Annotated in this window: 20 protein-coding genes and 3 pseudogenes; 14 read left to right on the top strand and 9 right to left on the bottom strand. The window is 73.0% G+C overall.

Annotated features, from left to right (window positions below):
* Nucleotides 1-113 precede the first annotated feature (113 nt).
* The 3 genes from ACFZDC_RS01115 to ACFZDC_RS01105 all read left to right on the top strand — a co-directional run bounded on the left by ACFZDC_RS01115 (nucleotide 114) and on the right by ACFZDC_RS01105 (nucleotide 3,316).
* Complete coding sequence (locus ACFZDC_RS01115) at nucleotides 114-1,832, top strand: GAF domain-containing protein (protein ID WP_391319256.1); 1,719 nt, start codon at nucleotides 114-116, stop codon at nucleotides 1,830-1,832.
* A gap of 144 nt (nucleotides 1,833-1,976) precedes the next feature.
* Nucleotides 1,977-2,678 (top strand): CBS domain-containing protein, encoded by a 702-nt coding sequence (locus tag ACFZDC_RS01110; protein WP_391319702.1) that lies wholly within the window; start codon nucleotides 1,977-1,979, stop codon nucleotides 2,676-2,678.
* Nucleotides 2,679-2,713: 35 nt separating this feature from the next.
* Entirely contained in the window at nucleotides 2,714-3,316 is a 603-nt protein-coding gene (locus ACFZDC_RS01105; protein WP_391319255.1) for a hypothetical protein, read from the top strand.
* A 127-nt stretch (nucleotides 3,317-3,443) separates the two neighbouring features.
* On the opposite strand, the gene ACFZDC_RS01100 is transcribed toward ACFZDC_RS01105, so the two are convergent.
* A complete protein-coding gene (locus ACFZDC_RS01100) occupies nucleotides 3,444-4,097 on the bottom strand; it encodes a CBS domain-containing protein (RefSeq protein ID WP_391319701.1) in 654 nt (217 codons plus the stop codon).
* A gap of 41 nt (nucleotides 4,098-4,138) precedes the next feature.
* Nucleotides 4,139-4,597 carry a cyclic nucleotide-binding domain-containing protein gene (locus ACFZDC_RS01095; RefSeq protein ID WP_391319254.1) on the bottom strand — a complete coding sequence of 153 codons (459 nt, stop codon included), beginning with the start codon at nucleotides 4,595-4,597 and terminating at the stop codon, nucleotides 4,139-4,141.
* Between the two features lie 624 nt (nucleotides 4,598-5,221).
* On the opposite strand from ACFZDC_RS01095, the gene ACFZDC_RS01090 reads away from it, so the two are divergent.
* Together ACFZDC_RS01090 and ACFZDC_RS01085 are read left to right on the top strand one after the other, a co-directional pair.
* The gene (locus tag ACFZDC_RS01090; protein ID WP_391319700.1) at nucleotides 5,222-5,512 is read left to right on the top strand and encodes an SHOCT domain-containing protein; all 291 of its coding nucleotides are present in this window, start codon (nucleotides 5,222-5,224) and stop codon (nucleotides 5,510-5,512) included.
* Between the two features lie 15 nt (nucleotides 5,513-5,527).
* The gene (locus tag ACFZDC_RS01085) at nucleotides 5,528-6,025 is read left to right on the top strand and encodes a CBS domain-containing protein (protein WP_391319253.1); all 498 of its coding nucleotides are present in this window, start codon (nucleotides 5,528-5,530) and stop codon (nucleotides 6,023-6,025) included.
* Nucleotides 6,026-6,064: 39 nt separating this feature from the next.
* Here the strand turns inward: ACFZDC_RS01085 and ACFZDC_RS01080 are convergent.
* A pseudogene (locus ACFZDC_RS01080) lies at nucleotides 6,065-6,158 on the bottom strand.
* 326 nt (nucleotides 6,159-6,484) lie between these two features.
* Between ACFZDC_RS01080 and ACFZDC_RS01075 the strand changes: the two are divergent.
* Both ACFZDC_RS01075 and ACFZDC_RS01070 read left to right on the top strand, forming a co-directional pair.
* The gene (locus ACFZDC_RS01075) at nucleotides 6,485-7,177 is read left to right on the top strand and encodes a response regulator (protein WP_391319252.1); all 693 of its coding nucleotides are present in this window, start codon (nucleotides 6,485-6,487) and stop codon (nucleotides 7,175-7,177) included.
* Nucleotides 7,178-7,356: 179 nt separating this feature from the next.
* Entirely contained in the window at nucleotides 7,357-9,060 is a 1,704-nt protein-coding gene (locus ACFZDC_RS01070; RefSeq protein WP_391319251.1) for a GAF domain-containing protein, read from the top strand.
* A 227-nt stretch (nucleotides 9,061-9,287) separates the two neighbouring features.
* Here the strand turns inward: ACFZDC_RS01070 and ACFZDC_RS01065 are convergent, their stop codons facing one another.
* On the bottom strand, nucleotides 9,288-9,782 hold the full coding sequence (locus tag ACFZDC_RS01065; protein WP_391319250.1) for an ATP-binding protein: 495 nt from the start codon (nucleotides 9,780-9,782) through the stop codon (nucleotides 9,288-9,290).
* Between ACFZDC_RS01065 and ACFZDC_RS01060 the strand changes: the two are divergent.
* Nucleotides 9,781-10,679, top strand: a pseudogene (locus tag ACFZDC_RS01060) (universal stress protein). The gene ACFZDC_RS01065 and the pseudogene ACFZDC_RS01060 sit on opposite strands and share 2 nt — an antisense overlap.
* 43 nt (nucleotides 10,680-10,722) lie before the next feature.
* Here ACFZDC_RS01060 and ppk2 read toward each other — a convergent pair.
* Both ppk2 and ACFZDC_RS01050 read right to left on the bottom strand, forming a co-directional pair.
* Nucleotides 10,723-11,526: a polyphosphate kinase 2 gene (gene ppk2, locus ACFZDC_RS01055; RefSeq protein WP_391319249.1), complete on the bottom strand. Its 804-nt coding sequence runs from the start codon at nucleotides 11,524-11,526 to the stop codon at nucleotides 10,723-10,725.
* Between the two features lie 36 nt (nucleotides 11,527-11,562).
* Nucleotides 11,563-12,555, bottom strand: coding sequence for an Acg family FMN-binding oxidoreductase (locus tag ACFZDC_RS01050; protein WP_391319248.1), 993 nt, complete (start codon nucleotides 12,553-12,555; stop codon nucleotides 11,563-11,565).
* Between the two features lie 327 nt (nucleotides 12,556-12,882).
* Between ACFZDC_RS01050 and ACFZDC_RS01045 the strand changes: the two genes are divergently transcribed.
* From ACFZDC_RS01045 to ACFZDC_RS01035, 3 genes are all read left to right on the top strand, one after another.
* Entirely contained in the window at nucleotides 12,883-13,758 is an 876-nt protein-coding gene (locus tag ACFZDC_RS01045) for a universal stress protein (RefSeq protein ID WP_391319699.1), read from the top strand.
* A 53-nt stretch (nucleotides 13,759-13,811) separates the two neighbouring features.
* A complete protein-coding gene (locus ACFZDC_RS01040; protein WP_391319247.1) occupies nucleotides 13,812-14,504 on the top strand; it encodes a pyridoxamine 5'-phosphate oxidase family protein in 693 nt (230 codons plus the stop codon).
* 81 nt (nucleotides 14,505-14,585) lie between these two features.
* Nucleotides 14,586-15,476 carry a universal stress protein gene (locus ACFZDC_RS01035; RefSeq protein ID WP_391319246.1) on the top strand — a complete coding sequence of 297 codons (891 nt, stop codon included), beginning with the start codon at nucleotides 14,586-14,588 and terminating at the stop codon, nucleotides 15,474-15,476.
* 117 nt (nucleotides 15,477-15,593) lie between these two features.
* On the opposite strand, the gene ACFZDC_RS01030 is transcribed toward ACFZDC_RS01035, so the two are convergent.
* Complete coding sequence (locus tag ACFZDC_RS01030) at nucleotides 15,594-15,896, bottom strand: muconolactone Delta-isomerase family protein (protein ID WP_391319245.1); 303 nt, start codon at nucleotides 15,894-15,896, stop codon at nucleotides 15,594-15,596.
* An 80-nt stretch (nucleotides 15,897-15,976) separates the two neighbouring features.
* Nucleotides 15,977-16,072: pseudogene (locus ACFZDC_RS01025) on the bottom strand.
* 321 nt (nucleotides 16,073-16,393) lie between these two features.
* Between ACFZDC_RS01025 and ACFZDC_RS01020 the strand changes: the two are divergent.
* Both ACFZDC_RS01020 and ACFZDC_RS01015 read left to right on the top strand, forming a co-directional pair.
* Nucleotides 16,394-16,570: a hypothetical protein gene (locus ACFZDC_RS01020; RefSeq protein WP_391319244.1), complete on the top strand. Its 177-nt coding sequence runs from the start codon at nucleotides 16,394-16,396 to the stop codon at nucleotides 16,568-16,570.
* 116 nt (nucleotides 16,571-16,686) lie between these two features.
* Nucleotides 16,687-17,577, top strand: coding sequence for an SDR family oxidoreductase (locus ACFZDC_RS01015; RefSeq protein ID WP_391319243.1), 891 nt, complete (start codon nucleotides 16,687-16,689; stop codon nucleotides 17,575-17,577).
* 2 nt (nucleotides 17,578-17,579) lie between these two features.
* Here ACFZDC_RS01015 and ACFZDC_RS01010 read toward each other — a convergent pair whose 3' ends face one another.
* Nucleotides 17,580-19,127 carry a N,N-dimethylformamidase beta subunit family domain-containing protein gene (locus ACFZDC_RS01010; protein WP_391319242.1) on the bottom strand — a complete coding sequence of 516 codons (1,548 nt, stop codon included), beginning with the start codon at nucleotides 19,125-19,127 and terminating at the stop codon, nucleotides 17,580-17,582.
* Nucleotides 19,128-19,496: 369 nt separating this feature from the next.
* Here ACFZDC_RS01010 and ACFZDC_RS01005 point away from each other — a divergent pair, with 369 nt between their 5' ends.
* Nucleotides 19,497-20,285, top strand: coding sequence for a DNA-formamidopyrimidine glycosylase family protein (locus tag ACFZDC_RS01005; protein WP_391319241.1), 789 nt, complete (start codon nucleotides 19,497-19,499; stop codon nucleotides 20,283-20,285).
* The last annotated feature ends 53 nt before the right edge of the window (nucleotides 20,286-20,338 follow it).

The raw sequence follows: 20,338 nt of genomic DNA, 5'->3' as shown, positions 1-20,338 counted from the left end.
GGGAGGCGCACGCGCTGCGGCCGCTACGGCATGCCGTCCCCCGCCGGAGACCGATACCGTGGCATATGAACCCGCCGGTTCAAAATCATGTGCCGACGGGAGCTGGAGGCCTGGTGACCGGTGCGGAGGAGTCCCGAATACAGCTGCCTCAGCTGAGGCTGGACGAGCTGCTGGAGGAGCTGCAGGCCCGGCTCGACGCGGCCCGGGGAACCCGGGACCGGGTGCACAGCCTGCTGGAGGCGGTGCTCTCCGTGGGCCGGGAACTCGACCTGGAGCAGGCCCTGCACTCCATCGTGGACGCGGCCGCCGTCCTCGTGGACGCCGAATACGCCGCCCTCGGCGTCATCGGCCCCGACGGCAAGACCCTGTCGGCGTTCCACACCGTGGGGGTCACGGGGGAGCAGATCGCCGGCATCGGGCCGTTTCCGGAGGGGCACGGCATTCTCGGTGAGCTGATCCGTCATCCGGAGCCGCTGCGGTTGGCGAAGCTGTCCGAGCATCCGTCCTCGTACGGGTTCCCGGCCAATCATCCGTCGATGGACAGTTTCCTCGGTGTTCCGATCAGGGTGCGTGCGCAGGTGTTCGGCAATCTGTATCTGACCGAGAAGCGTGGGGGTGCGCAGTTCGACGAGGAGGACGAGGCGGTGCTCTCCACGCTGGCCGTGGCGGCCGGTGTGGCGATCGACAACGCCCGTCTCTACGAGGAGTCACGGCAGCGTGAGCGCTGGCTGTGGGCGAACGCGGAGATCACGCACAGCCTGATGTCCGGCAGTGAGCGCGCCGAGGCCCTGGACCTGATCGCCGAACGGGCCCGGGAGATCACGGGCGCGGCCCTGGCCGCGGTCGCGATGCCCTTGGAGGACAGCGGATTGCTCAGTGTGGAGATCGCCGTCGGAGTGGACGCGGACGCGCATCGGGGCCTGGTGCTGCCCCGGCACGGAACCCTGATGGGACTGGCGTTCTCCGCCGCCGCCCCGATCACCAGCGACGACGTCACCCATGACGAGCGGGTCTCTCCCGAACCCCCGCGCTTCCGTGGCCTCGGCCCCGCCGTGGCGGTCCCGATCGGCACCGGTGAGGGCGGGGTACGAGGAGTGGTGCTGCTGGCACGCGAGGGAGGCCGGCCGCTGTTCTCGGGCAAGGAGACCGAGATGGTGCAGGCCTTCGCCGCGCAGGCCGCGATCGCGATGGAGCTGGCGGAGCGCCGGCAGGACGCCGAGCAGATCGCACTGCTGGAGGACCGCGACCGGATCGCCCGGGACCTGCACGACCTGGCCATCCAGCGGCTGTTCGCCACCGGCATGACCCTGCAGAGCGCGGGCCGCTTCATCGAACACCAGGAGGCCGCCGAGCGGGTCATGCGGGCGGTGAACGACCTCGACGAGACCATCAAGATCATCAGGTCGGCGATCTTCGGACTGCGGGCGCGCGAGGGTGCCGCCGGCAGCGGACTGCGGTCGAGGGCCGTCCGGATGGCCGGCGAGTCCGCGCCGGTGCTGGGCTTCGCTCCCAGCCTGCGGATGGAGGGCCTGCTCGACACCGACGTGCCGCGCGACATCGCCGACCATGTCGTGGCCGTACTCTCCGAGGCCCTCACCAACGTCGCCCGGCACTCCCACGCCGACCGGGCCGACGTGGTGCTGACGACCGACGGCCGCGAAGTGCGCCTGAGGGTCTCGGACAACGGCGTGGGCATCCCGGCCGACGGCCGCCGCAGCGGGCTGCGCAACATGGCCGAGCGGGCCGAACAGCTCGGCGGGCGGCTCGAGGTGACCCGCCCCACCGGCGGCGGCGCAGCGCTGGAATGGCGGGTCCCGCTGCCCCCGCAGTAGGCACGGTGGCCGGGCGTGGGCCGGAGCTCCCGCCGGTGCTGCCGCAGGGCCCACGGGACAGGCCACTCGGCCCATGCCCCGAAAGGGTCCCCGGCCGCAGGCTGAAGGTGTCCCATGACGGCACCCGAACCCTTGGAGGACGCCATGGACGGCACTCCGACCGTCGTGAACGACGTGATGACCCGCACGGTCGTCGCCCTGCGTACGGGTGCGGCCTTCAAGGACATAGTGAAGACCATGCGGGAATGGAGCGTCAGCGCTCTCCCGGTACTGGACGCCGATGGACGCGTCGGCGGTGTCGTCTCGGAGGCCGATCTCCTGCCCAAGGAGGAGTACAGAGAGGGAGACCTCGCCCGCTACGGGGAGACCCAGCGGTCTGCCGAGGCCCGCAGGGCGGACGCGGTGACCGCGGGGGAGCTGATGACCGCCCCGGCCGTCACCGTGTCGCCCCACGCCACCCTCGGGCACGCCGCCCGCGTCATGGCGCGCCACCGGGTCAAGCGGCTGCCGGTCGTCGCTCCCGATGGCACCCTGAAGGGCATCGTCAGCCGCTCGGACCTGCTGAACGTCTTCCTGCGGGACGACGCGGACATCGCCGAGGAGGTCCGGCGGGACGTCGTCGTGCGGCTCTTCGGCACCCACACGGCAGCCGTCCGGATCGAGGTGCACGATGGAGTCGTGACGCTTACGGGCCGGGTCCACGAAACCGCTCTGGTACCGCTCGCCGCCCGCCTCGCGCGGGCCGTGGCCGGCGTGGTGGACGTGCGGTGCGCGCTGTCCGGTCCGCCCCGTCACCCGGACCTCGACCCGGACCTTCCGGACGCCGAGCGGGCCCGCACCACCTGACGTGCGGCGCCGGCACGCGAGAGGAGGCGGCGACCATGGCAGGGACACCTCCCACGACGGTCACACGGGTGCGGCTGTGGCGATGGCGGCGCAATCCCCTCAGGCGGCACAGTGACGTCGTCGAGGCCTGGATCGTGCTCGTCACGTGGATCCTCGCCGTGGTGGGCGGAGTCCTCGCCGGTCAGGCGGCGGCCCAGTCCATGGACTCGGCCTTCTCCGCGCGCAGGGCCGGGGTGCACGCCGTGTCCGCCGTCCTCACCGACGGTGCGGTGAAGACGCCGCCCGCCGGCAGCGGGTACGACGACGGCCGGGTGTGGGCCCCCGTGCGGTGGACGACCGGTGACGGCGCCGTGCACACGGACCGCACGAAGGTCTTCCCGGGCGCCCCCGCAGGCAGCCAGGTCACGGTGTGGACCGACGGCACGGGCCGGCTGGTGTCTCCTCCCGCCTCCCCGGCGGAGGCCATGCTGCAGACGGTCCTGGCCGGCCTGCTCGTCGCGCAGGCCGCCGGCACGGCCGTCTGGGCCGGTGGACGCATGGTGCGCGCCCGACTGGTCCGACGGCGGCTGGCCGAGTGGGGCGAGGAGTGGAAGCGGGTCGGGCCGGAGTGGCGGAACCTCAGCGGGGGGAGGGGCTGAGCGCGCAACGGCGTCGAGGAGTGCAAGCGTGGGGGCCGGAGTGGCGGAACCTGAGCGGGGGAGAGGGGCTGAGCGCGGAACGCGCTCAGCCCCTGGGGCGTGACGAGGTCACTGCGTCACTCCGCGATCATTCCGCGTCGACCGCGGTGAGCCTGCACTCCACGTCCACCACGCCCTCGACGCCGTGGACCATGCGGACGGCCAACGGAATCGCCTCGGGATCCTGGACCCGCCCGGTCAGCGTCGCGACACCTTCGCGGACCATGATGTGCACGGGCTCCACCGGGGCAGGGAAGAGGACGTCGACGACGTCGCGCCGGATCTCGTCGGCGAGTTCGCCGTCCGGACGCAGGAAGACCTTGAGCAGGTCCCCGCGGCTCACCACACCCTCGAGCAGACCCTCGGCGTTCACCACGGGCAGCCGCTTGACGTGCCTGAGCGCCATGATGCGCGCGGCCTCGGCGAGCGTGGCGTCGGCGCGGACGGTGACGGCCGGCGTGGTCATCACCTCCTCGGCGGTCAGCGCCCCGGCCTTGGCCAGGTCGGACAGCCGGCGAAGCTGGGTCAACCGGTCCGGATCGCTGTCCCGGAACTCCTCCTTGGGCAGCAGGTCCGCCTCGGACACCAGGCCGATCACCCGGCCGTCGCCCTCCAGCACCGGCAGGGCGCTGACCTGCCACTGCTCCATGCGTTCGACGATGTCCTTGAACAGGGCCCCGCGGCCCACCGCGACGGCGGCGTGGGTCATCACGTCGCTCACCCGGTGCGGGCTGCGGCGCATGGCCTCCTCCTCGGAGGGCCGGCGCGGCCGTGAGGTGGCGGTCATGTCAGGCCGCCGCTGCCGTAGGGGGCGTACAGATCGAGCAGCCTGACCCGGGAGGCGTGCAGTCGCTGGGCGACGACGCGTCCGACCCAGACCGCGACGGCCCGGCCGAACTCGGGGTCCTGCCCGCACATCGCCCGGACGGCCTCTGCGTCGAACTCCCAGGCCCGCACGGGGCTCATCGCCTCGGCCCCAAGTTGCCAGATGTACGGCGCGAAGTGCCAGGACCAGCCGACGAGTTCACCGTGTCCGAGTGACTCGATGACGGCGGGACGGCGGCCGGGCACGTGCAGGTCGAGGGCGACGGTTCCGGTGCGCACGATCCAGAAGCGGTCGGCGTTCCGGCCTTCTTCGAACAGGCGAGTGCCGGCATCGAAGGAGACCTGGCGGGCGAGGTGCATCAGCCGTTCGCGGTGCGTGGGCTCTAGAGCCATGGTCATGGTGGTGACGGAGGTCATCGCACCGGCTCCCTTCAATGGTTTGTGCTCCCAGCGTGCGCGCGGCTGGTTGCCGGCACCACAGGCCGCCCGGACCCGGCCGGGGGTCCTTCGGCCCACGCGTGCGGTGGAGTCGTACCCGAGGGCTCTGGTGCGGGCGGGCCACGAACCCGGCGGAACGGCCTTCACCACCCGACGCGCCGGCTCCGTGAGGCCACCAAGGCGCCTGCACGGCAGGACGGGAAACAGGGCCCCGCATGGCGGAATGGAGAACTCGGCCCCCGCACGGCACGGCAGGGCGGGAAACACCATCCCGGCACGGCAGGACGGGAAGGGCGCCACCCGCTTCTCGCGGATCCGGATTGCGCGGTGCGCGGCTGCCGGCCGCTTCCCCGCGTCTGCTGGGGTCCTTCCCGCCACTACCAGCACACCACGGAAACCGCCGGCCCACCAGAGCCGGTCGGCCCCGATCCTGCGTCCGGCCTCGGCCCCTCGCTGCGGGATCAGGGCCCAACGGCCCCCCACCTTGGCCTCACCGGCTCATGACGCGGTTCCCGGTCCGCGCGAGTGTGAGGAGGCGAGACCTCGGAGCCCTCGGGGACCGGCCCCGGACTCCCGGGGCACTCGAGGAGGTGAGTGACCGTGATGTTCTGGTACGGGCACGACATCGGCGGGTGGGGGTGGTTCGCCCTGTCCGTCGGCATGATCGTCTGCTGGGCCCTGATCGCCCTCGTCTTCGGAGCCCTCCTCCACCGCACCATGGCCCGGCCGAGCGAGACCGTGCCCCCCACCGGCACGCGGCCGTCGGGGGCCGCCGCCGGGCAGCTCCTCGCCGAACGCTTCGCCCGCGGGGAGATCGACGAGGACGAATACCACCGCCGTCTGACCGTTCTCACGGCCGGTACCGGCGACCGTCCTCGGCTCAGCCGGCTGTGAGCGCGGGAGGCAGCCGTGGACGAGAGGCTTTCGGTGCGCGCCTTGATGGACGACGCGCCGTATGTGATCAGTGAGGACGAGACGCTGCTGATGGCCTGGGAGGTCGTGGAGCGGTCCGGGCAGCGTCATCTGCCGGTGGTCCGCCAGGACGGCTGCTGCGCCGGCGTGCTGGACCGCGCCGAGCTGGCCGTGGCCTGTGCGGCTCCCGCGGCGACACTGTCCCGCGGGAGAGTGCGCGACCTCGTGCACGGACGCCGCACGGTCACGGTCCACCCGGAGGAGTCGACGCTCCGTGCGGCGGCCGTGATGACGGAGGAGCAGACGGACGCGTTGCCGGTCACCGATCCGCACGGCCGACTGGCCGGACTGCTCACGGCGCAGAGCTACGTGGCCGCCGCCGCGGGCCTGCTCCGGAGCACGGGGCAGGCGCAGGACGCGCCACGCCCCCGTGCCACCCTGCCCGGGCTGCCGCCTCGCCGCAGGGAACGGGAGTACGGCATCCGCATGCCGTAGCCCGGCGCCCCGCCGCTCCCCGTGGACGCTCGTCCACTGCGGAGAGGGCAGGATTCGAACCTGCGTGGGCCACGTGGGCCCGACCTCGAGGCGTGCTCGCCGGTCCCCGATCAACCACTCCGGGCACCTCTCCCCGTTCCCGGCTCCGGTTTCCCGTGCCGGTCACATGAAGAAGAGTGGCAGGGGCCGCTGACGGCAGGCTGACACGGGGGCCGCTCTCCGGTGGTGCCGGGACCGACGGCCCTGACCCGGGGCGGCCCCCCGGCCGACCCTGAAGGCGTTCCGCTGCACCTGGCGGAAGAGGACCGACCGTGTACCGCAACGACGGTTTTGCGCGAACTCGACCGCCGGCGGGGACCTCGACCCGTGAGTCAGGGCCGTCCGGCCCTGGCCTTTCCCGCCGTGCGCCGGGAAGATCCCGGTGACGTCCGGACCCACGCATTGGCAGAGGAGCAACCGATGGCGGACCGCGAGCAGGCCGGCCCCGACACCCCGATCCGCGTCTTCCTCCTCGACGATCACGAGGTGGTACGACGCGGAGTGCACGACCTGCTGGACGACGAACCCGGCATCGCCGTCGTCGGCGACGCGGCCACCGTCGAGCAGGCGCTGGTACGGGTACCGGCTCTGCGCCCCGACGTGGCGGTCCTCGACGTCCGCCTGCCGGACGGGGACGGGGTGACCGTCTGCCGGGAACTGCGCTCGCGGATGCCGCACCTGGCCTGTCTGATGCTGACCTCGTTCGACGACGAGGAGGCGCTGCTGGACTCGATCATGGCCGGCGCGTCCGGTTACGTGCTCAAGCAGATCCAGGGCTCGGACCTCGTCTCCGCGGTCCGCACGGTGGCCCGCGGGCAGTCGCTGCTGGACCCGAGCGCGACCACCAGGCTGATGGCACGCCTGCGCGGCGGACAACAGCAGGAGGAGGTCCCGGACGCACTGCCCGGACTGACCGAGCGGGAGCGGGAGATCCTCGCCCTGATCGGCGAGGGGCTCACCAACCGGCAGATCGGCCAGCGGCTCTACCTCGCCGAGAAGACGGTCAAGAACCACATCTCGCGCCTGCTGGCCAAGCTCGGCGTGGAGCGGCGCGTCCAGGCCGCCGTCATCGCCACCCAGGCCCAGGACCGGACGCGCACCGAAGGACACTGAGACCGGACGCGGCGAACAGCCGCGCACGGCACAGGCACCGTCGCCCACCCCACCACCCCCCTCACGTGTCGGTGTCCGCGCCAGGGTGTGTCCCCTTCCCGTATCGTCCAGCGAAGGCGTAGCACGGGGGGCTGGGAGGGTCGGGAGTGGAAAGCTCCGGGGATGGGGGAGGGGCCCGCGTGCGGTTGCCTCAGCTGAGGCTGGACGAACTGCTGGAAGAGCTGCAGGCCCGGCTCGACGCGGCCCGGGACACCCGGGACCGGGTGCACAACCTGCTGGAGGCGGTGCTCTCCGTCGGCCGGGAACTCGACCTGGAACAGGCGCTGCACTCCATCGTCGAGGCGGCCGCGGTCCTCGTCGACGCGCGGTACGCGGCGCTGGGCGTGATCGGTTCGGACGGCAGTCGGCTGTCGGCGTTCCACACCGTGGGGGTCACGGGGGAGCAGATCGCCGGCATTGGGCCGTTTCCGCAGGGGCACGGCATTCTCGGTGAGCTGATCCGTCATCCGGAGCCGCTGCGGTTGGCGAAGCTGTCCGAGCATCCGTCCTCGTACGGGTTCCCGGCCAATCATCCGTCGATGGACAGTTTCCTCGGTGTTCCGATCAGGGTGCGTGCGCAGGTGTTCGGCAATCTGTATCTGACCGAGAAGCGTGGGGGTGCGCAGTTCGACGAGGAGGACGAGGCGGTGCTCTCCACGCTGGCCGTGGCGGCCGGTGTGGCGATCGACAACGCCCGTCTGTACGAGGAGTCACGGCAGCGCGAGCGCTGGCTGCAGGCCAACGCCGAGATCACCGGCAGTCTGATGTCCGGCGCCGCCCATCAGGAGGTCCTCGGACTCATCGCCGAACGGACCCGGGAGATCACGGGCGCGGCCCTGGCCGCGGTGGCTGTGCCGATGGGGGGCACCGACACCCTCGCGGTGGAGCTGGCCATCGGCCAGGGGGCGGAGTCGCACCGCGGACTGGTGCTGTCCCTGGAGGGCACCCTCACGGGGGTGGCCTTCTCCAGTGCCGAACCCGTGCGCAGCAGTGACGTCCAGCACGACGAACGCATCTCGGCGGGCCCCCCGCGGTTCCTCGGCCTGGGCCCCGCCGTCGCCGTCCCGATCGGCCTCGGCGAACGGATCCGGGGTGTGGTGCTGCTGGCCCGGAAGAGCGGCGCGAACGACTTCTCCGACAAGGAGACCGAGATGCTGCAGGCCTTCGCCGCGCAGGCCGCGATCGCGATGGAGCTGGCGGAGCGCCGGCAGGACGCCGAGCAGATCGCACTGCTGGAGGACCGCGACCGGATCGCCCGGGACCTGCACGACCTGGCCATCCAGCGGCTGTTCGCCACCGGCATGACCCTGCAGAGCGCGGGCCGCTTCATCGAACACCAGGAGGCCGCCGAGCGGGTCATGCGGGCCGTGGACGACCTCGACGAGACCATCAAGATCATCAGGTCGACGATCTTCGGGCTGCGCGCGCGGGACGGCGACGGCGCGCCCGGGCTGCGGGCCCGCGCCGTACGGATGGCCGGTGAGTCCGCGCCGGTGCTGGGCTTCGCTCCCAGCCTGCGGATGGAGGGCCTGCTCGACACCCACGTGCCCCGCGAGACCGCCGACCACGTCCTGGCCGTCCTCTCCGAATCCCTGACCAACGTGACCCGGCACGCCCGCGCCACGCGTGCCGAAGTGGTCCTGGAGACCGACGGCAAGGAGGTGTGCCTCACGGTCACCGACAATGGCGTCGGCATCCCGGCCGGGGGCCGGCGCAGCGGCCTCACCAACATGGCGGAACGGGCACGCCAGTTGGGTGGCGGCATGGAGTGGACGGCCCCCGAGGACGGTGGCACCCGGCTGGTATGGCACGCACCGCTGAGACAGGCACCTGACCCGTCCTGAGGTTCGCTCGTGTCACCGCGTGCCGGAACCCGGCGTGCGCGAGGGGTGGTTCGGCGGCAGGGCCGGTGGGACGTTCGGGGCCGGGTACCGGGCCGTTCGGCCCAACGCCCCGGCGTCGGAGGGTCTTTACAGTTCCCGGACGGTGGTGGCTCGCTCGGCCTCCGGTGGGGGGAGGCCGAGCGGGAGACCGGACCGGCGGCGCGGCGGTCCACCAGCCCCGGCTCACCTCACAGCTTCAGCGTGAACCAGGTGGTCTTGCCCTCGTCCGTCGGCCGTACGCCCCAGCTCTCGGCGAGGCCCCGGACCAGCAGCAGACCGCGGCCCGACTCCTCGTACTGGGCCGCGAGCCGGGGCTGGGGCAGCTGCGGGCTGTGGTCGCTGACCTCGACGGTGAGCTCGGCGAACGTCCGGCACAGCCGCAGTCCCACGGGCCCCGCCGCGTGCTGGACGGCGTTGGTGAGGGTTTCGGAGAGCAGCAGCAGGGCGTCCTCGGCCGCAGCGGTGCCGGGATCGCCGGCGGCGTGCCCATGAGGCTGCGCTGCAGGGTGAGGGCGATGTGCCGCTGCTGTTCCAGCAGTGCGGTCAGCTCGGCCTCCGCACGCTTGCGGTCGCTGATGTCCCGGACGACAGGTCGGTCCGGCACAGGGACCTGCGGGCCCTGTCGGCCGGGCGCCCGGGAGGGAAGCCTGGGGGCGATCCCGACAACAGGAGGTGGACACCATGTCCCGCACCATCACCGTGGGTCTCGACGGCTCGCCGGAGAGCCGGGCCACCGCCGAGTGGGCCGCGCGTGAGGCGCGGCTGCGCGGTCTGCCGCTGCGGCTGGTGCATGTGTGGGAACCGGTCCCCGAGCCCATGAGGCAGGCCCCGCCGCCCGACGCCGAGACGCGACAGCACCGGACCGGGCGGATCCCCGAGGAGGCCGCCGAGGGGCTGCGGCTGCGGCATCCAGGTGTGCAGGTCACGACTGAACGGCGCAGCGGCACCCCGGGCGCCGAACTGGCCGGGGCCGCCGAGGAGCCGGAACTGCTCGTGCTCGGCTCCCGGGGCCTGGGCGGCATTTCCTGGTCGGCTCGGTCGGCCAGTCGGTCGTCGCCCACGCCGGGCGTCCCGTCGTCCTCGTACGGGCCGGGGAGCAGGCCGCCGACGAGCACGAGAAGGACCCCGTCGGCATCCCCTCCACCGCCGCGCCCTACCGGCCCGTCGTGCTCGGCGTGGACACCGCGGCCCCCGACGACACCCTGCTCGCGTTCGCCTTCGAGGAGGCCGCCCGGCGCGGGGCGGCGGTGCGGGCCGTGCACACCTGGCCCCTGCCGTCGTACTACGCCTACGGACTGGCCGTCGACCCGGCCCTCGACCGGGAGATCGCCGCGCAGGAGCGCTGCGCCCTGACCGAGGTGCTGCGGCCCTGGCGGCAGAAGTACCCGGCCGTCGAGGTGGTCGAGGAATCGGGCGTCGGCAGCGCGTCGGCCCGCCTGGTGGAGGCCTCGCAGGAGGCGTCGTTGGTCGTCGTGGGCCGCCGTACCCGGCCGGCTCCGTTCGGGCCGCACGTCGGCCCCGTCACCCAGGCCGTCCTGCACCACGCCACCGCGCCCGTCGCCGTGGTCCCGCACGACTGAGGTACGTCACGACGGAGCGGCGCCGCCGGGCGGCGACGGAGGTTCAGAGGTCGGCCGCGTGATCGGGGACGTAGGTCTGCAGATCGCGCGGCGGACGCTCGTAACCGGTCGACGGCGGCCGCTCGGGCAGCTCCAGCACCGGCGGCGGCACCTCCTGGTAGGGGACGGACGCCAGCAGGTGGGCGATCATGTTCAGCCGGGCCCGGCGCTTGTCGTCGCTCTCGACGACGTACCACGGGGCTTCCGCGATGTCGGTGTGCACGAACATCGCGTCCTTGGCCCGGGAGTACGCCTCCCAGCGGGTGAGCGATTCCAGGTCCATCGGCGACAGCTTCCAGCGCCGCACGGGGTCCTCCAGCCGACGCCGGAACCGCTCCTGCTGCACCGCGTCGCTCACCGAGAACCAGTACTTGCGCAGCAGGATCCCGTCCTCCACCAGCATCCGCTCGAAGATCGGGCACTGGCGCAGGAACCGCTGGTACTCCTCCTGGGTGCAGAAGCCCATGACGTGCTCCACGCCGGCCCGGTTGTACCAGGACCGGTCGAAGAGCACGATCTCCCCCGCGGCCGGCAGGTGCTCGACGTACCGCTGGAAGTACCACTGGGTGCGCTCACGCTCGGTGGGTTTGGGCAGTGCCGCGATCCGGGCGACACGGGGGTTGAGGTGCTCGGTGACCCGCTGGATGGTGCCGCCCTTGCCGGCCGCGTCCCGTCCCTCGAAGACGACGACGAGCCGCGCGCCCTCGGTGCGCACCCATTCCTGCAGCTTCACCAACTCCGTCTGCAGACGCAGCAGTTCCTTCTCGTACGCCTTGCGTGGCAGCTGGTCCACCGTCTTGTCGGCCATGTCCTGCAGTCTCTCCCGCGTCGGGCCGTACGCCCGCTAGGCGGTGCCGTCCGCCGCGTCGAGGAAGTGCTGTGCCGCCCGGCCTGGCGTGGGGGCCCCTTCGGGGCCGTAGCCGAGGCGGACGATCATCTGGACGTGCTCGTACGGGAAGGCGGCCCCGCGCAGGCGCAGACGCAGGTCGGGCCACTCCAGTGCCTGGTGCAGCAGCGAGGTGCGCAGACCGTCGGCCGTCGCGAGCAGCAGGACCCGCTCCAGGGCCTGTCCGCCACGCAGCCAGTCGGCGCGCCGGTCGTGGGCCGTGGTGAGCGAGATGAGTGCGGGGTGCCGTTCGAAGGGCCGGGACGGCGGCCGGTCCGGGGAGCGCGGAGGGCCGAAGCCGCGTACGGGCAGTTGCTCGAAGGAGTCCTGCGGGCCGAAGGCCTCGGCGGGGATGCCGGTCTCGGGGCCGGCCTCGCTACCGGTCCAACGCCGGCTCTCCGCGGTCCGGTGCGGGTCGCCGTGGTTGCGCCGCTCCGCCAGCGCGGTCAGCCGCAGCAGGCGGGCCGCCGCCGACGCCTCGGCCACCGTGAGCCGGGCGCCCTCGGTGTGGGCGGCGTCGGCGAGTTCGGCCAGTACCGTGATCGGTACCGGCCGCTGCGTGTAGGCGAGCCGGCTGCTGTGCCGGCGGAAGATCGCCGTGTACAGGTCGGCTTCGCGGGCGGGAAGCGGTCCGGCGCGCCCTTCCAGGCGCACGGTGGCGAGCAGGGTGGGATCGCCCGGGTCGGGCAGGAGCCGGCTGATCGGTGTCCAGCCGAGATGGCCCGCCGCGACGCGTAGGTTCAGCAGAGCCGCGCCGGCGGCGATGTGCACGGCCCGGCCGTCCGGATCCTCCCGGGGCAGGGCGCGTTCGGCTGCGGCATGGATCCCCACGGTCAGCGTGTCGGCATACAGCCGGAAACGCCAGGGCTGGGTGTTGTGCATCGACGGTGCGGCGACGGCGGCCGCGAGCAGCTTCTCCAGGGCCGACGAGTCCAGTGACACGGAGGACATCTGGGCCTCCTTCCCGGCGGTCGCCGGAGGGACATGCGTTTCCCCCCAGCCTGACCCGCCCCACGCCCGGCCCGAAGGGGCCGACCGGCCCGGACCCGGTCCCAACGGCCCAGGGTCCGGTTCCGGTCTCGTCCCTCCCGGGTACTCCGGACGTTACGGGTATTCCGGGCCGGGCAGGGCTCCGCCCGGTCCCGCACGTCCCGGCCGGGGGGCCGAACGGCTCAGGGAGGGGCCGGACCGGCCCATGGGGCCGGGACCGTGCGCATGGGACGGTGGCCTGGTAGCCGCGTGGTGTTGTGTGACCGTGAAAGGCGGTGAGCCCGAATGATGGAACTCCCCCTGGTCGTGGGCGTCGACGGATCCGCTTCCAGTCTGACGGCGGTCGACTGGGCCGTCGACGAGGCGGCCCGGCGCGGCCTGCCGCTGCGGCTGGTGTACGCCTCGCTCTGGGAGCGTTACGAAGGCTCCCTCCTGTCGGACGGCCCGGCGCGCCCCTCCGAGCAGGTGATGGCCGAGCACATCGTCGCCTCGGCGGCGGAACGGGCCAGGCTGCGCGACCCGGAGGTGAAGACGACCACTGACATCCTCCCGCAGGACGCCGCGGAAGCCCTGGTGGGCGCCGGTGACACCGCCTTCGCCTTGGTGACGGGCGCACGCGGCCGGAGCGAGCTGTCAGGACTGCTCCTCGGTTCGGTCGGGCCGGCCGTGGCCGCCCGCGCCTACTGCCCGGTGATCGTCGTGCGCGGGGACCGGGCCGGGCTGGCCGGCACCCACGAGCGAATCCTCGTCGGCGCCGGGGATCCGGACACCGGCGGCGAGGCGGTGCGCTTCGCCTTCGAGGAGGCCCGTGCGCGCGGGTGCGTCCTCGACGTCGTCCGGGCCTGGCGCTGCCCCTTGCACGAGACCGCCGACCACCGTCTCCGGGCCGGCGACTCCGCCGACCGGCACGCGCAGCAGGCCTCCGCCGCGCTCGACGCGGCGCTGAGCGGCCCGGCGGCCGACCACCCCGACGTCCTGTTGCGCCGCACCGCGGTGGAGGGACCGGCCCGGAAGGTGCTCGTGGACCGCTCGGCCGCCGCCGACCTCGTCGTCATCGGGGCCCGGCGCCCGCAGGGCCATGCCGGCCACCAGCTGGGCCGGGTGGCACACAGGCTGCTGCACCACGCCCAGTGCCCGGTGGCGGTGGTACCCGAGCGGTCATGAGCGACGGAATACACGAGTGCCGGGCGGCGCGGCCCGGCGAGGAGTGAGTGAGCATGGCCGAACGTACGACCCCGCAGCACCGCACGCAGGATCCGGCGGCGAGTCCCGCACAGGGCGACCTCGGACGCCGTATCGAGCGGCGCCGCAGGGAACTGGGCCTGACCCGGGAGGAGGTGGCGTTCCGCGCCGGCATGGCCGAGGGATACGTCGCGCACCTGGAGGAACACAGCACCGCCGCACCGGATGCCAGCACCCTGCTCAGGCTGGCCGGGGCACTGCGGACCAGCCCCGCGGAACTCGGCGGCGGCCACTTCGGCCTTCCGGCGGGCCTCGGCCGGGCCGCCAGGTATCCCCGCCTCGCCGAGCTGAGCGAGCGGGAGTGCCGGGAGCTGATGGCGACACATGGCGTGGGCCGGATCGCGGTAACCGGTGAAGGCGCACCGGTCGTCGTCCCCGTCAACTACAGCGTCGTCGACGTCACCATCGTCTTCCGTACCACGCAGGGCTCGGTGGCCACCCAGGGACTCGACAGGGAGGTGGCGTTCGAGATCGACCGCGTGGACGACGCGTTGAGCCAGGGGTGGAGCGTTCTGGTACGCGGTACCGCCCGCGCCGTGACCGACCCCGACGAGGTGGGCCACCTGGCCGAGCACGCCTACAGCACCCCGTGGGCCGGTGGGGAGCGCGACCTCTGGATGCGTATCGAGCCGGCCGCGTACACGGGCCGCCGCATCGACGTGTGGTGACACCTCCGGCCTTACCGGTCCGCTCCGGAAGCAGGCTCGACGTACACAAGGGCCATGGGCCCGGGAGGGACGCGACGCGTCATGGCTCGGAACATCGCGGCGGGAATCGACGGATCCCCGGAAAGTCTCGCGGCCGCTCACTGGGCGGCCCAGGAGGCCGTGCGCCGGGGACGCGCACTCACCCTCGTGCACGCCTGGCAGCGGACGCGTCCGGCGCCGTTCGTTCCGCCGGACGGCACGGAACACGGCTGGGCCGAAGACCTTGTCCGGGAAGCGTCCGACAGCGTCCGGGCCGCGCACCCCACCCTGCCGATCACCGGCCGGCTGATCTGCGACGCACCGGTCTCCGCGCTGCTCTCGGCGGCCGCCGAAGCGGAGTTGCTGGTCCTCGGCTCACCAGGGCTCGGCCGGGCGGCCGGTTTTATTACCGGTTCGGTCTCCCTGCCGGTCGTGGGCTGCTCCGCGCGCCCGGTGGTCCTGGTGCGGGCCGGCCGGGGCGCCGCCGACGAGCATCTGCCGGCCGTGGACGGGGTGGCGCCGGATGAGATCCCGCAGACTCCATACCGTGCCGTCGTCCTGTGCCTGGATGTCACCCACCCCTGCGACGCCCTCGTCGACTTCGCCTTCGACGCCGCCCGGCGGCGCGCCACCGAGTTGCGCGTGCTGCACGTGGTGGCTTCCGCCGGCACGCCCACGCCCGCGGTGGCCGGTCCGGAGGGGCTCGCCGCGGCCGAAGACGGCCTCATGACGGCCCTGCGGCCGTGGTCCGAGAAGTACCCGGACGTGCCCGTCACCGGCACGGTCGTCGAAGGTCGGGCGGCCGCGGAGCTGGTGCGCGCGGCCGCTGGTGCCGGACTCGTCGTGGTGGGTCGTCGCACCGGCGACGGCCGGCTCGGCGCGCACCTCGGCCCGGTCGCCCACGCCATCCTGCACCACGCCGACTGCCCCGTCGCCGTCGTCCCGCACACCTGAACCCGCACCGGCGGTCGACCGAGAGCCGGCGGTCGACCGAGAGCCGGCCGGCACCCTCGGCTCACCGGGCTCCCCGTTCAACCGGCACCGGCTCCGGATCCCCCGGCACCGTCCCGCTCACTGCCCGGTTCCGGCTCCGGGATCGTTGGGATGCGGGCTCAACGGCGTGACGGTGTCCGTCCGCCAGGCCCGAAGGGGCATGGAGGCGAGTACCTGCTCCAGCCGGCCCGCATCGGGTGCGCTGAACAGCCCCCAGGTGCGCCACTCGCCGGGCGCCAGAGGGGGCCGCCACAGCCGAAGCAGACTGCCCTGGGCGGCCAGTTCGCGGGAGCGGGCCGCCTCCCGGGCACGCATGTCCGCGACGGCCTCGTCCGAGGTGCCGTCGGGAACGGTGGTCACCATGTCGACCAGGAACTCCATCACCGCGCCCCTCTCCGCATGTCCCCGGAGTATGAGCGCCGAGGCGCGTGCCGGGGGAACCGACACGCGCCCGCACTGTGCGGAGAGGGCAGGATTCGAACCTGCGTGGGCCCCGTGGGGGCCCGACCGTGAGCCGTGCTCGCTGGTCCCCGATCAACCACTCCGGGCACCTCTCCCTGATCCCGGCTCCGGTTTCCCGCGCCGTTCACATGAAAAGAGTGACAGGAGCCGCTGACGGCGGACTGACGGCCCACGGACTCGCGTGGCCGGTGCACCCCTCCAGTGCCTGCGAGGGCGTGAGATCCCGCCGCCGCGCCGCGACACCCTTGGGGCGCTGCGGGCGGGCGGCCGGGAGGCGTGGACGGGGCGAACGCCCCCGCACAGCGGTGACGCGGAGTCGGTTTCCCAGTACCGCAAGTAACATGATGACCTGTCTCCAGTTGCACCAGTCAGTCAACTCGGCGCCGTCTCGCGGCGCGCCCTGCCCGGAGATGCCCATGTCTTCTGATGCCTTGGAAAACGCGCGCTTCACCTACGAGCAGCACCTGCAGACGTGCCGTCAGTGCCATGCCGATGCCGCGCCCTGTGCGGTGGCCAAACACCTCCTGCGGATCTACAACAACGCCCGCAGGGACCGGCTCCGTTCCGGGGGGCACCAGGCACCGACGGCCTGACGCGCACCGGCGCCGGTGCGCGGGCTCGGGTCTCCGCAGACGAGGGAGGTTTTCCGGGTGGGTCGATCAGGGAACCCGGTCGCCTGTCCCGACCGCCCGAGCCGACGGAGGCCCACATGACAGAGCACCGGAGTCCCCAGCCCGACCCGACCACACAGCACGCCCGCCCCGACTTCCCCTCCCAGGACCAGCCACATCCGGGCTGGACCGGGCCGATGGACCCCCCGCCCGATCACGGCGAGGAGTCCTACCGAGGCGCCGGCCGCCTCGACGGGCTCAAGACCGTGATCACGGGAGGAGACTCCGGTATCGGGCGGGCGGTGGCCCTCGCCTTTGCCCGCGAGGGCGCCGACGTGCTGTTCACCCACCTCGCCGAGGAGGAGGACGATGCACGCGAGACGTCCCGCCTGGTGGAGGAGGCGGGCCGCAAGGCGGTCGCCGTGTCCTGCGACATCCGCGAGGAGGGCAACTGCCGTGCGCTGATCGAGCGGGCGGTCGGCGAGTTCGGCCGCATCGACGTCCTCGTGAACAACGCGGCCTACCAGATGTCCCAGCCGGACGGCATCGAGGCGATCAGCACCGAGCAGTTCGACCGGGTGATGCGGACGAACCTGTACGGCATGTTCTGGCTGACCAAGTTCGCCCTGCCGCACATCCCGGCCGGCGGCAGCGTCATCAACACCACGTCGGTGCAGGCGTACAAGCCCAGCCCGCACCTGCTGGACTACGCGACGACCAAGGGCGCGATCGTCACCTTCACCCAGGGGCTGGCCCAGATGGTCGCCGAGCGCGGTATCCGCGTCAACGCGGTCGCACCGGGCCCCGTGTGGACACCCCTGATCCCCGCGACCCTGCCGGACACGGCCGAGTTCGGCAAGCAGAGCCCGCTCGGCCGCCCGGCCCAGCCCGCCGAGATCGCCCCGGCCTACGTCTATCTCGCCTCCAGCGAGGCGAGCTACATCACCGCGGAGATCCTCAACGCGACCGGCGGCACCCCGCTGCCTTGACCTCAGGCCGTGCCGCCGTACACCCGCGCCGCGTTGGCGACGGGCGGCGGGGCATGGCGCGTCGCCGGACCCCGCGCGAACGTGCGCAGCAGGTTCTCCGTGGTGCGCGTGACGAACGCGCGGGTACGGGCGTCCATGCCGTGGTCGCGGCCGAGTTCGCCGGTGCCGGCCAGCAGTCCCTCCACCCAGCGCATGGTGCCGGTCGCGAAGACACCCGCACCGCTGGGCGCCGTGTAGTACGCCGAGTCGCTGTGGCTGGGGCGGCCCTCGCACACGAGCGGCGAGTGCGCGGTGATCTCCAGGGGGCCAGGAGTGGCGAAGGCGGGGGTGACGCGGTCGTACTCGACGCCCACCAGGTGGGCGAAGCCCTCGCCGTCGCGTACGCCGGTGCCGTCGTACAACCAGTGACCGGCGGTGTGCACGACATAGGGGGCGTCGACCGGATAGCCCTCGTAGAGGACCCCGGTGAGCGAGGACTCCGGATCGGCGGCGGGCGGGTCGCGGTAGTCGGTGGTCACCAGCGCCGGGTCGGACGAGTAGTAAGGGTCGGCGCGGTACGACGTCTTGTAGCAGACCACGGTACGGGCCTCCGCCCGCTCCCCGTCCTCGAGGCGGACCCGGCGGAAGCAGGTGTTGGCGCCGAGGAAGGCCACGTTGGTCCCGGCGTCCCGGGCCCGGGTGACGTGGGCGCGCTGCTCGGGCGTCCAGTACTCGTCGTGTCCCAGGCAGACGACGGCGTGCGCGCCGCTGAGCACCGAGGGGTCCCGGTGGACGTCGACGCCGGTGGTGTAGGCGAGCGGGATGCGCAGGCGCTCGGCCAGCACCACCAGCGCCCACTCGTAGACCAGGAACTTCTCGGCGCCGTTGCCGTCGTAGGGGCGGTCGAAACCGACCGCGAGCGACCGGGTGGCGTACGCGCCCGAGGAGCCCGCGTAGAGGCTGTAGCCGCCCCAGCGGTTGTAGGCCTGCCAGGTGGCCGGGGCGTGCAGCAGGACGGTGCGGCCCGCGCCCTCGGTGGAGCGGACGATCAGCGGGACATGGCGCTGGTGGCCGGTGTCCGACTCCAGCCGCAGCAGATACGCGCCTTCCGGCCATCCGGTGGTGTCCAGGCTCAGTGTGACGGGCCAGTCGGCGCGCACGGTGCGGGTGGCGGACAGCAGATGCGGGGCCGGCTGGGCGCGGCCGGGTATGCGGGGTGAGGCCCAGACGAGGCGCGCCTGCTTGCCGCCGTACCAGCCGACGCGGAACGCCGAGACCCGGAACGAGGCGGCGGTGGTCGAGACGTGCAGACCGCATTCCTGGCCCGGCACCACGCTCACCTGATCCGTGTAACCGGTCACGGCATCGGGCGGCCCTGCCGAGCGGATCCGCCAGTCGGCGGTGCCCGGCGCGTCCTGCTCGGTCTCCGGCAGCAGGGGCCGGTCACGGCGGCGGTCCGCGCGCGGTGCCACGGGCGTGCAAGCGGCCGCCGTGCCCAGGCCGGCACTGGCGCACAGGGCCAGGAAGCGCCGACGGGCCGGGTCGTGCCCGTCCAGGGGTGCTGAGGTCACTGAGCCTCCCGGATCCGCCCCGGTTCGTCCCTCGTCCAGGCTCCCGATCCGGGGCCGCCTTCCGCAACCGCACCAGGGTTGTGGAGCGTGGCGGCACCGGTATGCCGCCGGTCCGGCCGGAGGCGGGGACGCGGGCAGCCGGGGGAAGGGGCCGGGGGCTATTCCGTACGGGTGGGGCTGTTCCGTACGGGTGAACAGGCCCCCGATGGGCTGGACGGGCCGGTGCACGGACCCAGGGCGTGCGATGCGCCGTGCCGCAGTCCACGATGGGCCTGGAGAAGGCGTCCGCGGGGCGCCCGGTATGACGTACCGCCAGGGATCTTGCGTGTTCCGCCACGCCGAACGTCGAACGACGGAGGGACGTCCCCCGTGCCCGAGCTGCCAGACGTCGAGGGATTCCGGAAGGTGCTCGAGTCCTGCGCGAAGGGAAGGGTCATCCAGCGCGTCGACGTGCGCGACACCGGCGTACTGCACGGGGCCGACGCGCGCCGGCTGCGCGACGCGCTGGAGGGAAGGCGGTTCACCGAGCCGGAGCGGCGCGGGAAATGGCTGCTGGCCCGCACCGGGGGCCCCACCCTCATGCTGCACTTCGGCATGACCGGCCGGTTGGTCTGCGGCCGTGCCGAGGATGCGGTCGAGGCCCATGACCGCGTGCTGTTCACCCTGGGCCGAGGCCGTCAGCTGCGCTACCGCGACCAGCGCAAACTGCAGGGCCTGTGGCTGGCCCACGACGACTCCGACGTCGACCGACTGCTGGAGCACCAGGGCCCCGACGCGCTGGAGGTGGACGGAGCGGCGTTCGAGTACGCGCTCGGTTCGCGCCGCGGTCACGTCAAGACCGTCCTCACCGACCAGTCCGTCATCGCCGGCCTCGGGAATCTGCTTGCCGACGAGATCCTGTGGCGTGCCGGACTGCGCCCCGACAGGCGAGCAGGCGACCTCACCCCCGACGACCGCCGGCGCCTCTACACCCAGATGCGCCGCACCCTGCGCTCGGCGGTCCCCGCCGGCCGCGTCCCGCCACGCGACTCCTGGCTCACCGGCCACCGCGACGAACCCGTCCCGACCTGCCCGCGCTGCGGCACCCACCTGCGCAGGACCTGTCTGGCAGGCCGCGGCACGGTGTGGTGCCCGCAGTGCCAGCCGGACGGGTCCTGAGCCGTGGAGTACAGGGGACGGACGGGTCCTGGTCCGTGGAGTGCGGGGAAGAG

Origin of the sequence: Streptomyces sp. NPDC007905, from assembly GCF_042959345.1 — a bacterium.
Classification (GTDB): domain Bacteria; phylum Actinomycetota; class Actinomycetes; order Streptomycetales; family Streptomycetaceae; genus Streptomyces.
The sequence above is the reverse complement of the archived record's forward strand: the minus strand, read 5'-3'. Positions and strand labels throughout refer to the sequence as shown.